This window comes from Gordonia sp. 852002-50395_SCH5434458, assembly GCF_001665905.1.
GTDB classification, from domain to species: domain Bacteria; phylum Actinomycetota; class Actinomycetes; order Mycobacteriales; family Mycobacteriaceae; genus Gordonia; species Gordonia jacobaea.
This window is the reverse complement of record NZ_LZTC01000035.1, coordinates 272,061-284,038: the sequence shown is the minus strand read 5'-3', so window position 1 is coordinate 284,038 and position 11,978 is coordinate 272,061. Positions and strand designations below refer to the sequence as shown.

The following is an 11,978-nucleotide window of genomic DNA, read 5'->3' as shown; positions in this document are numbered from 1 at the left end:
CTCGTTCGTCTCCGCATAAGCCCTGGCGAATGCGTACTTTTGCGGATGACTGCCCTCAATTTTGCGAATGTTGTGAACACATGAGGAGTTAGGCTCTGTGCATGGCACACCCCTCTGCCGCGACGCCCGGGAGACTTCTCGTAGGAGCTCGCCTACGCAGGCTCCGCGACGAGCAGGGACTCTCCCAGGCCGCACTCGCACGTCGTATCGACAAGTCGACCAGCTACGTGAATCAGCTCGAGAACGATCAGCGCCCGATCACCGTCGGCGTGCTTCTCGCACTCACCCGCGAGTTCGACCTCAACGCCGACTACTTCGCGGCCGACACCGACGCGCGGCTGGTCGCCGACCTGGCCGACGCACTTGCGACCGCACCAGACGGCGGCGATGTCACGCGCGCGCAGATCACCGAGCTCGTCTCCCGAATGCCCGACGTCGGTCGCACGATCGCCGCCCTCCACAGGCGCCTCGTCGCGGCAGAGTCCGAGCTCGACACCTACCGGGGACAGGCCGCGAATGCGGGCGGAGCGTCGTCGACTCCGATGCCGTTCGAGGAGGTCCGCGACTTCTTCTACGACCGCAAGAACTACATCGACGTCCTCGACCGGGCAGCCGAGGACATGTTCGATCAGCATGGCCTGCGCGTCGGAGGACTCGACCTGCAGTTGGCGACGCTGCTGTCACGCGAACACGGCGTCTCCGTGTCGATCAGCCGTGACACCGACCCCGTCGCCGCCGCCCGCCGCCCCAAACGCGTCTTCGATCCCACTCGGCGCGTCGTCCAGCTCGCGGGTCGACTCACCTCCGGGCAACGCGCGTTCCAACTGGCCACCCAGTTGGCGTTGATCACGCAGAGCGATGTGATCGACGCGGTGATCGCCGACGCCGTCGAACTGAGCTCTGAGTCACGGGCTGTAGCCCGAATCGGACTCGCAAACTACTTCGCGGGAGCATTGTTGTTGCCGTACAGACACTTTCGCGACGCAGCGGAGGACGCGCGCTACGACATCGAACTGCTCTGCGTCGGCTTCGACGTCGGCTTCGAGACCGTGTGCCATCGGCTGTCGACTCTCCAGCGCCCTGGACATCGCGGCGTCCCGTTCATTTTCGTCCGGACCGATCGCGCGGGGAACATCTCCAAGCGACAATCCGCCACCGCATTTCACTTTTCGCGGGCGGGAGGGAGTTGCCCGCTCTGGGTCGTACACGACGCATTCGCCTCGCCGGGGCGGGTTGTCACCCAGGTCTCGCAGATGCCGGACGGCCGGTCGTATTTCTGGCTGGCGCGCAGCACCGACGAGGGGTTGGGCTACCTCACACAGCACAAATCCTTCGCCATCGGATTGGGTTGCGATCTCGCACACGCCGACCGCCTCGTCTACTCCACCGGCATCGACCTCGCCGACGACCGTCGTACCGTACCGATCGGCGCAGGATGCAAGGTGTGCCCGCGACCTGCCTGCCCGCAGCGGGCGTTCCCGCAGGTCGGCAGGCCCATCGACGTCGACGTCACTGTCAGTGACTCCGTCCCGTATCGCCCGGCCCGCACAGGGTAGGTGAGCTCGTGAGTGACAGTCCGACGTCGTTCGGTCCGTCACGCATGCGTCGGCGCGTGTCCCGTCTGCGGTAACGTCGGGCGAAATGATATCGGTTACCAAGAAGCACAGCCGTGCTCGCACGGCTAGGTCACTCGTACTCGGGTACGCGTGGCCTGCTCTTGCTGCCATCGCCGTCTTGGCGGTCACCATCGCAACGGTCGTGGGGCTCACCCTGCATTCGTCAGCGACTGCCGACTCAGCACCCCCGACAGATAACGCCCGGTCGGTCGCGGCCCCGATCATCCCGCGCCCCTCCTGCCCCGAGAAGTCCGACGGAAAGGCCATCGTCGTCGGACTCGCGTCGCAACACATGGTGCTGTGTCTCGACGGCCGACAGATCTCCGACGTCCCTGTCACCACCGGCAGCGTCGACCGCGGCGCAGGCACACCGCTGGGCACCTGGCGCATCGAAAGTCATGACGTCGATCGCACGCTGAGCGGTCCCGGGTACACGGTGTTCGTGCACTACTGGTTGCACCTTTTCGGCGACATCGGATTCCACGACTCGCCCTGGCAGAAGTTCCCCTACGGCGACACGACGGCATACAAGACCCGAGGCTCCGAAGGCTGTATTCACGTGCCCGGCAACGAGATCAAGCACCTCTACGACTGGGCGGGCGACGGCACGCCTGTGACGATCACGGCCTGACCGTCGGCCGATCTGCTTACCTTCCGTAACAATCCCCGCGGTCGTCACGATGTCTGTAATGCGAGATTCGAGTACATCTACCAGGGAGATCCCATGTCGAAGATCACGCATTCACCGTCGACGCGCATCCGCAGGTTCGTAGCGATCGCAGCTGCCACTGCCGCGGCGGCGGTTCCGCTGGCCACAGGCGGCGGACTCGCTTCCGCTGCGCCCGCCCAGCCCGTCGGACACTGCTCCATCACCTATCCCAACCCCAATCTGTTCGCACTGCCGACCTCGGCCACCGCATCGATCACTCAGTCGGGTCGCGGTGGCATCCAGGTACGCCTGGACTCCAGGCCGCTGTCGATCGCCGGCTACCAGCAAAAGGTGACAGTGACGTGGGCAAACCTCCGAACCGGGAAGTCGGGCAGCGTGTTCAGCGACCCGACGCGCGTCGGTGGCCTCACGTCGACGGTCTCGGTGCCACGAATCGCCACCGCCCCCGGCCGCATCGCACTGGTGATCGGCGCCACCAACACCAGTTCGATCAACCCGAACGCAATGACCAACGGCGATTGCAGCACCGAGTACGTGGTTCGCTGACGTCTGCCGACGACCCATTGGCAACGTCGGGAGCCGGTCGCTGAAGGCAACCGCCCTCCCCGACATGCCGGGCGGGCCCGATCGTCGTAGCGTGTCGCTGTGCCCTCAGCAACCCTCATCGAGAATGCCTCCGTGGTGACCGTCGACCCGGATCGTCGGGAATTGACGCGCGCGTCGGTGCTGATCGAGGGCACCACGATCAGCGCGATCATCGAGGCGGATGCCCCAGCGGCGCCGTTGTCTGACGACGTCATCCGGATCGACGGCTCGGGTTGCGTGCTCACGCCCGGCCTCGTGAACACCCATCACCACCTCTATCAGTGGATCACTCGGGGGCTCGCCGCCGATCACACGCTCTTCCAATGGCTGACGACGCTGTACCCGATCTGGGCGGGTATCGACGAGCAAGCAGTGCACACAGCAGCGATTGGCGGTCTCTCGACACTCGCGTTGTCTGGCTGCACGACGACGACCGACCACCACTACGTCTTCCCACGCGAGGGCGGCGACCTGCTCGGTGCCGAAATCGGTGCAGCCCAGGCCGTCGGCGTGCGCTTTCACCCGACGCGCGGTTCGATGGACCTGTCCGAGAAGGACGGCGGCCTACCGCCGGACACCGTGGTGCAGAGCATCGACGAGATCCTCGCCGCAAGCTCCGATGCCGTTGCGCGCTGGCATGATCCGGCACCGGATTCGATGCTGCGCATCGCACTGGCACCGTGCTCACCGTTCTCGGTGACCACCGACCTGCTCCGCGAATCCGCCGTGCTGGCACGAGAACTCGGTGTCCGGCTGCATACCCACCTCGCCGAGTCAGTCGACGAGAACACCTACTGCGACGAGCATTTCGGTTGCACACCACTGGAATACATGGAATCTGTCGGTTGGACGGGCGACGACGTGTGGTTCGCCCACGGGATCGAGTTCGCCGACGACGAGATCGCCCGGCTCGCAGCGACATCGACCGGCGTCGCCCACTGCCCCACCTCCAACGCCCGCCTTGGCAACCACATCTGTCGCACTCGTGACCTCGTCGACGCAGGGGTTCCCGTGGGATTGGGCGTCGACGGCGCGGCGTCGAACGAATCAGCCCGACTCCTCGAGGAGGCGCACCAGGCCGTGCTGATGGCGCGTACCCGGGGAGGCCCCACCGCGCTCACGACACGGACAGCCATCGAGCTCGCGACCATCGGCGGTGCTCGAGTACTGGGCCGCGCCAACGAGATCGGCTCCATCGAGGTCGGGAAGCTCGCCGATCTCGTCCTCTGGGACCTCACCACGCTCGCGCACGCCGACATCGACGACCCGGTGGCAGCACTGGTTCTCGGCGCCATCCCGCCGATCAAGGCGTCGTGGGTCAACGGCACACAGATCGTCGCCGACGCCGAGTTGCTCACCGTCGACACGGCCACCGTCGCGGCGGACTGCGCACGCGAGCATCGTCGACTACTCGACAAAGCACGTGGGGCCCTCACATGACACCTCCTATGGCACCCAGAGGAATGTGATGGATCTGCACACGATTTCGACCTACCGCTATGCCTACAGCCGCGACGACCTCACCTTGGCGGCAGGCGAACGCATCGTCGCGGGCGGCACGTGGTTCTTCTCCGAACCGCAGGTGACGTCGAGCGGGGTGGTCGACATCAGCCGAATCGGCTGGGAGCCCTTCGAGGATCTGCCCGACGGCGGGCTCCGGATCGCGGCCACTGCCACAATCGCGCAGCTCGCCGAGCTGCCCGCCGAACCCGGCTGGCGCGCACATCCGCTGCTCTTCCAGTGCGCGACAGCACTTCTGGCATCCTTCAAGATCTGGAACGTCGCCACCGTCGGCGGAAACATCTGCCGTTCGTTCGCGGCCGCATCGATGGTGTCACTGGCAGCTGGACTCGACGGTCGCGCACTGATCTGGCGCGCCGACGGCACCGAGTACAGCGTCGACGTCGGCGATTTCGTGACCGGCAACGGGACCAACATCCTGAGCGAGGGAGAAGTCTTGCGCGCCATCGACATTCCCGGATACGCGCTGCGCGGCCGAACCGGCTTCAGGAAGATCGCCTTGGCAGAATTGGGACGGTCCGGGGTGGTGGTGACCGGGCGCCGCGACGAGGACGACACCGTCGTCGTCGGTATCACCGCGGCAACTCTGTGGCCTACCGTGCTGCGCTACAACGGATTACCCGACGCCGAACGCCTGCGCTCCGACATCTGGTCAGCCGACGGCTACTACACCGACCCGCTCGGCGCTGCCGATTGGCGACGCGGGGTCAGCGCGGTGCTGGCCGAACAGATCCGTGACGAGCTGGGACGGGACGAACTAGACCGGGACACGGAAGGGGTTGGCGCACCGTGAAGTTCGAGATCAACGGAGAGCAGGTTGACGCGACTCCCGCTGCGGGACAGTGTCTCCGGACGTTTCTGCGCGACCAAGCCCATTTCGAGGTCAAAAAGGGCTGCGATGCGGGCGACTGCGGCGCGTGCTCGGTGTTGGTCGACGACACGCCGGTGCACTCGTGCATCTTTCCGGCTCAGCGCATCGAAGGTAGTTCGGTCACAACGGTGTCCGGCCTCGGCACACCCGACGACCTCCATCCCATGCAGCAAGCGTTCGTCGACAACTTCGGCTTCCAGTGCGGCTTCTGCACCGCCGGAATGATCGTCACGGCGTCAACACTCGACGCCGACACCGTCCACGACACCGACGAACTGCAGCGGAAGATGAAGGGAAACCTCTGCCGCTGCACGGGATATCGCGCAATCCGCCAGGCGATCCGGCAGGGCGTCGACGCCGCGCCCCCCGCTGGGTCCCCCGCGAGCCAACCCGCTGGTCGAGCCGACGCGAGGAACGCGTCCCCCGCCGGTCGAGCAGACGCGAGGAACGAGCGTCGTGTCCAGACCGCCTCCCCCGCGATCGGCGCGTCGCTCACGCCGCCCGCAGGCCGCCGGGTGGTCACGGGAACCGAGCCATACACCTTCGACGTCGCAGTGCCCGGGACGCGTCACCTGCGGGTGCTCACCTCGCCACACCCGCACGCCCGGATCGTCTCGATCGACACGTCGGCGGCGCAGGCTCTCCCCGGCGTCGCGCTCGTCCTCACTCACGAGAACGTCAGCACGCGAAGGTTTTCCACCGCGAGGCACGAGTCGCGCGCCGACGACCCCGACGACATGCTCGTCCTCGACTCCGTGATGCGGTTCGTCGGACAGCGGGTGGCGGCGGTGGTCGCCGACACAGCCGGAATCGCCGAGGAAGCGTGCCGCCTGATCGACGTCGAGTACGAACTCCTGCCCGGTGTCTTCGATCCGGAACAAGCACGACGCCCCGGGGCCCCGCTGGTTCATCCCGAACGCACTGCCGAGGACCGCGTGTTCGAGGCAGAACGCAACGTCATCTCCTCATTCCACGAGGGATTCGGTGGCGACGTCGACGCCACGCTCGCGGACTCTGCCGTCACCGTAGGCGGAACCTGGCAGACTGCACGAGTTTCCCACGCACAGTTGGAGACCCACGGCTCCATCGGCTGGCTCGACGACGACGGTCGACTCGTGATCCGCACCAGCACGCAGGTGCCGTTCCTGGTTCGTGACGAGCTCGCTTTGCTGCTCGACCTTCCCGCAGACCGCATCCGTGTGTTCAGCGCTCGCGTCGGCGGCGGATTCGGCGGCAAGCAGGAACTGCTCACCGAGGATCTGGTGGCGATCTCGGTGTTACGCACCGGCATGCCCGTTGCCTACGAAATGTCGCGGACCGACGAGATGACCCGCACCACGTATCGTCATCCCTTTCGTGTCGCAGTCGATCTCGGCGCCGACGCGGACGGCCGACTGCGTGCGATGAAGGTCGACGTTCTCTCAGACACGGGCGCGTACGGCAATCACTCCATGGGTGTCATGTTCCACGCGTGCGCCGAGTCGGTCTCGGTGTACAACTGCCCGGTCAAGCGGATCGACGCCGAGGTGGTCTACACCAACAACCCACCGTCTGGTGCGTTCCGCGGCTACGGCCTCGGGCAGGTGATCCTCGCCGTCGAATCCGCCATGGACGAACTCGCGATTGCCCTCGACATCGATCCGTTCGAGCTGCGTCGACTCAACGCGGTCCGCGACGGCGATCCGCTTCTCATCGCGCACCCCGAACCCGAGGACGACCTGATCTACGGGAGCTACGGGCTCGACCAGTGCCTCGACCTCGCCCAGACAGCACTACGCCGCGGCAATGATGTCGCTGCGCCAGAAGGTGATTCGTGGCGGATCGGCGAGGGCATGGCCATTGCCGCGATCGCCACCATGGCTCCGCGCGGCCATTTCTCGACCGTCACCGTCGGTGTCGACACCGACGGGAGCTACCACGTCGGTGTGGGCACGGCCGAGTTCGGCAACGGCACGACGACGGTGCTCACCCAGATCGTCGCCGAAGCGTTGGGCACCGTACCGTCGCGAATCGTGTTGGCACACGGCGACACCGACGCAGCGATCTACGACACCGGCGCCTTTGCGTCGGCAGGCATCACGGTCGCCGGAAAGGCAACCTATGGCGCAGCACTCGCGCTGCGTACGGTCCTGCTCGACGCGGCGTCGTCGATCACCGCAACGGCACCCGACGCCATCCGGTTGGTCCCCGACGGCGCACTCGTCGGTGAACGACTCGTGAGCTTCGACGAACTCATCGACACCGTCGACGCTGCGCACCGCGTGGGCGACCGCGTGGTCGCCACCGGTTCCGAGAGCGGCGCGCTGCGCTCGATTGCGTTCAACGTGCACGCTTTTCGGGTAGCCGTCGACACCGCGACCGGCAACGTTCGCATCCTGCAGTCCGTCCAGTCAGCCGACGCGGGCACGGTGATGAACCCGCAACAGTGTCGCGGCCAGGTGGAAGGTGGTGTGGCGCAGGCGATCGGATCGTCGTTGTATGAGGAGATCATGCTCGACGGCAAGGGCGTGCCGATCACACCCGTGTTCCGCACCTATCGGGTGCCGCAGATGGCCGATGTCCCCGAGACCGAGGTCTACTTCGCCGACACCGCCGACGAACTCGGCCCGTATGGCGCGAAGTCGATGAGCGAGTCACCCTACAACCCGGTGGCCCCCGCTCTTGCCAACGCGATCCGGCGGGCGATCGGCGAGCGCCCGTACGAGCTGCCGATGTCGCGTGATCGGGTGTGGCGCCTGCTCCAGTGACGATTGGCATTCCAGACGCGGCCCGAGCGTGTGGACGCAGCTGGTGTATCAGCCGCGCGTCTGCCAACTCGAGCCGCGTCTGGGATCTGAGTCGGGTCAGCCGACGGTCGCACAGTTTCGGTGACCCGAACTTTTTGATTCGCCCGTGTTGAACTCGACGTCGAGCTGTGCGAGATTGGTCAGGTGAGCACGGTCGAAGAGCGCGAGCAGCCGGAGCCGACCGAGGCCCGCCGACGCATACGTCGTCCGCGTGCGCTGTTGCGCAACGTCGCACTACTCGGCCCCGCCTTCGTCGCCGCGATCGCCTACGTCGACCCGGGCAACGTCGCAGCCAACATCACCGCAGGGTCCCGATACGGGTTTCTGCTGGTCTGGGTGCTGGTGCTGGCCAACGTCATCGCCATGCTGATTCAGTACCAGTCGGCGAAGCTCGGCATCGTCACCGGCAAGGGACTGCCCGCCCTGATCGGGGCGCGGATGGGTCGTCGTTCTCGACTCGCGTTCTGGGCACAGGCCGAGGCCGTCGCAGTGGCAACCGACCTCGCGGAGGTGCTCGGCGGGGCCATCGCACTGCATCTGCTGTTCGGACTGCCACTCGTCCTCGGCGGCGTGATCGTCGGCGTGGTGTCTCTCCTGATGCTGCTTCTGCAGAATGCGCGCCAACAACACGTTTTCGAACGGGTCATCCTTGGCATGCTCGCGATCATCGTCGTGGGATTCCTCGCAGGCCTCGTCGTCGAACCGCCGCCCGCCGGAGAGGTTCTCGGTGGGCTCGTGCCCCGCCTGCAGGGCCCCGAGACAGTGCTGCTCGCCGCGTCCATGCTCGGCGCGACTGTGATGCCGCACGCGATCTACGTCCACTCCTCACTGGTCGTCGACCGACACGGCATCAGCTCGTCGCCGTCGCGAAAGCGGCGCCTGATCAGGGTGACGCGGTGGGATGTCGTCATCGCTCTCATCGTGGCAGGCGCCGTGAACATCGCACTGCTGTTGCTCGCGGCCACCAACCTCCGCGGCAAGGAGGGCACCGACACCATCGAGGGAGCCTACGACGCCGTCCGCGACTCCCTCGGCCCCTCGGTGGCGACCATCTTCGCAATCGGCCTGCTGGCCAGCGGGCTCGCAGCGACCTCTGTCGGTTCGTCGGCGGGCTCGGCGATCATGGACGGCCTACTGCACGTTCGGGTTCCTCTCGTGGTGCGCAGACTCGTCACGCTCATTCCCGCGCTCGTCGTGCTCGCTGTCGGTGTGGACCCAACCTGGGCGCTGGTGATCAGTCAGGTGGTGCTGAGCTTCGGAATCCCGTTCGCGATCATCCCCCTCGGCCGACTCACCGCCGACCGCGGGCTCATGGGCGAGTACGCCGATGGGTGGCCGCTGCGCATCGGAGCCGCGGTGTCGTCGGTGCTCATCGTCGTGCTGAACCTTGCCCTCATCGTGCTGCTGATCATCGGCGCGTGAGCATCAGCAGCACCGCGTGTTGTCATCGGCGCCACATGGGACTTCTCTATTCCGACATCTCGGCTCCACATGTCGTCCGTCACGTTGACATCACCGGCCAGCACGGCTATCACTGATATGCACTCGACCGACCGGGTGCGAATGCGCTTGCAGGGAGGTGAGATCCGAATGCCATCTGGTGACAGTTCTTCTGACAGAACATCGTTCGAATCGTGCCCTCCCCTCGCTCGTCACAGGTGAGCCGACGCCGCGCGTATCGCGTGCGGTACCGCGGCCGTGTGCGGGTTGGGGAACCCTGACCCCAAGGCGGTCCTCATGTCCATCACCGCACTCGACATCTTTGCCCGTATCTCCGTAGCACTGCTATGTGGAGCCGCGATCGGCTTCGAACGCCAGTGGCGTTCTCGCACAGCGGGTCTGCGAACGAACGCACTCGTCGCGCTCGGAGCGGCCCTGTTCGTCGTGATGGGGGCATTCAGCTTTCACGGTCCAGACGCCGACCCGACTCGCGTTGCTGCCCAGATCGTTTCCGGTATCGGCTTTCTCGGTGCAGGCGTGATCATGAAGCAGGGCGCGTCGATCTCCGGTCTCAACACAGCGGCGACACTGTGGGCGTCGGCCGCTGTCGGCGCTCTCGCCGGCGGCGGACTCCTCCTCGTCGCCATCGCGGGCACGGCAACCGTGATGCTCGCGAATACGCTGCTCCGACCCCTCGGTAGGCTGATCGACCGCCACCCCGGCGACACCGGCCGTGAATCGCCCTCCGCGAACTACATTTTCGAGGTCACCTGTCCACAAGCGGCCGAAACCACCGTGCGCGCAATGGTGTTCGACGCCGTGCACCGTCCGGAGCTGACCGTACGGTCCATCGCCGCGACCGACGACGAAAACGGGATCGTGACGATCACCGCGCATGTGTTCAGCGCCGAGCGCAACGACCGCGACATCGAAGACGCTCTCGCGACGGTGGTGCGCGCCGAACCGGTGACGTCGGTGCGCTGGTCGGCGAGCGCCGAACCGAGCGCCGACTGAGAGACGAGCGCCGACTGAGAGACGAGCGCCGACTGACGAGCACGCACGGATTCCCTGTCCGGATGGACAGGGATTCCGCTGCTCTTCTGGTCTGATCATCTTTTCATCTGAGCAGGTGGACTTGTTCAGACGTGATATGGCGCACAGAGTGGATCGTGAATCACCGGTTACGTCACAAGGAGATCGCCACATGGCCATCGAGCTCAATCAGATCTGGGACTTCCCGATCAAGGACTTCCACCCGTTCCCCAATGCCAAGCTCGGCGTCGGCGCGCACGACATGCTCGGCGTTGAAGCAAAAAACCTGGGGATGACCCGCGTCCTGCTCATGACCACGGGATTGCGTGGCTCGGGGATCATCGAGGAACTCGTCGGCAAGATCGAGTACCAGGGTGTCGACGTCGTTCTCTACGACAAGGTCGAGTCCAACCCCAAGGACTACAACTGCATGGACGCCGCGGCGCTCTACCAGTCCGAGAAGTGCGACGGGATCATCTCCGTCGGTGGTGGTTCAAGCCACGATGCCGCCAAGGGCGCACGCATGGTGATCGCCCACGACGGCCGCAACATCAACGAGTTCGAAGGCTTCTCCAAGGCCACCAACAAGGAGAACCCCGCGCACATCGCCGTCTCGACCACTGCGGGCACGGGCTCGGAGACCTCCTGGGCCTATGTCATCACCGACACTTCGGACATGAACAAGCCACACAAGTGGGTCGCGTTCGACGACACCTGCCTCGTCGACCTCGCCATGGACGATCCGCTGCTCTACTACAGCTGCCCCGAACACTTCACAGCCTTCTGCGGCTTCGATGTGCTGGCCCACGCCTCGGAGCCCTATGTCTCGCGACTCGACTTCGCGCCGTCACTGGGCAACGCGAAGTACTCCATCGAACTCATCCGTGACCACCTGCGCACCGCCGTGTACGAGCCTCGCAATCTCGAGGCACGTACCGGCATGATGCACGCGCAATACATTGCGGCACAAGCATTCAACTCGGGTGGCCTCGGGCTGATTCACTCACTGTCACATGCGGTCAGCGCCTTCTACGACAGCCACCATGGCCTGAACAACGCAATCGCACTTCCGCGCGTCTGGGAGTACAACCTGCCGAGCCGCTACGAGCGTTACGCCGACATCGCCGCACTGCTGGGTATCGACACCAGCAAGATGTCGACCGTGCAGGCAGCCGACGCCGCAGTCGAGGAGGCGATCCGGTTGTCCAAGGACCTCGGTATCCCCGACAACTTCGGACAGCTCAGCGTCAACAGCTACGAGAAGAACCGGATGAACACCGGCAAGTACGAGGGCCGCGGAGACACGATGGACACCTCGGACAAGCAGATCCGCGCAATCGCCGAACACATGATGGACGACTGGTGCACGCCGGGTAACCCGCGCGAGTGCACCGTCGAGTCACTCATCCCGATGGTGACCCATGCAATGACCGGTAGCTACTGAGCCACCGCTACAA

Annotated in this window: 9 protein-coding genes; all 9 read left to right on the top strand. The window is 65.4% G+C overall.

Annotation, left to right across the window (positions count from 1 at the left end):
• Positions 1-101: 101 nt before the first annotated feature.
• Positions 102-1,556 carry a short-chain fatty acyl-CoA regulator family protein gene (locus A5785_RS07725; RefSeq protein ID WP_005205835.1) on the top strand — a complete coding sequence of 485 codons (1,455 nt, stop codon included), beginning with the start codon at positions 102-104 and terminating at the stop codon, positions 1,554-1,556.
• Positions 1,557-1,734: 178 nt separating this feature from the next.
• Positions 1,735-2,247: a L,D-transpeptidase gene (locus A5785_RS07720; protein WP_231895445.1), complete on the top strand. Its 513-nt coding sequence runs from the start codon at positions 1,735-1,737 to the stop codon at positions 2,245-2,247.
• 93 nt (positions 2,248-2,340) lie between these two features.
• Complete coding sequence (locus A5785_RS07715; RefSeq protein ID WP_005205837.1) at positions 2,341-2,832, top strand: hypothetical protein; 492 nt, start codon at positions 2,341-2,343, stop codon at positions 2,830-2,832.
• Between the two features lie 99 nt (positions 2,833-2,931).
• Positions 2,932-4,311, top strand: a complete 1,380-nt coding sequence (locus tag A5785_RS07710) for an 8-oxoguanine deaminase (protein ID WP_064865602.1) — start codon at positions 2,932-2,934, stop codon at positions 4,309-4,311.
• A 28-nt stretch (positions 4,312-4,339) separates the two neighbouring features.
• A complete protein-coding gene (locus tag A5785_RS07705) occupies positions 4,340-5,185 on the top strand; it encodes an FAD binding domain-containing protein (protein WP_064865600.1) in 846 nt (281 codons plus the stop codon).
• Entirely contained in the window at positions 5,182-8,010 is a 2,829-nt protein-coding gene (locus tag A5785_RS07700) for a molybdopterin-dependent oxidoreductase (protein WP_064865597.1), read from the top strand. The genes A5785_RS07705 and A5785_RS07700 overlap by 4 nt, the downstream gene beginning before the upstream one ends.
• Before the next feature lie 183 nt (positions 8,011-8,193).
• Positions 8,194-9,471: an Nramp family divalent metal transporter gene (locus tag A5785_RS07695; RefSeq protein ID WP_064865194.1), complete on the top strand. Its 1,278-nt coding sequence runs from the start codon at positions 8,194-8,196 to the stop codon at positions 9,469-9,471.
• A 321-nt stretch (positions 9,472-9,792) separates the two neighbouring features.
• Positions 9,793-10,503, top strand: a complete 711-nt coding sequence (locus A5785_RS07690; RefSeq protein ID WP_197500809.1) for an MgtC/SapB family protein — start codon at positions 9,793-9,795, stop codon at positions 10,501-10,503.
• Between the two features lie 190 nt (positions 10,504-10,693).
• Positions 10,694-11,965: an NDMA-dependent methanol dehydrogenase gene (mdo, locus tag A5785_RS07685; RefSeq protein WP_005205843.1), complete on the top strand. Its 1,272-nt coding sequence runs from the start codon at positions 10,694-10,696 to the stop codon at positions 11,963-11,965.
• Positions 11,966-11,978 lie beyond the last annotated feature (13 nt).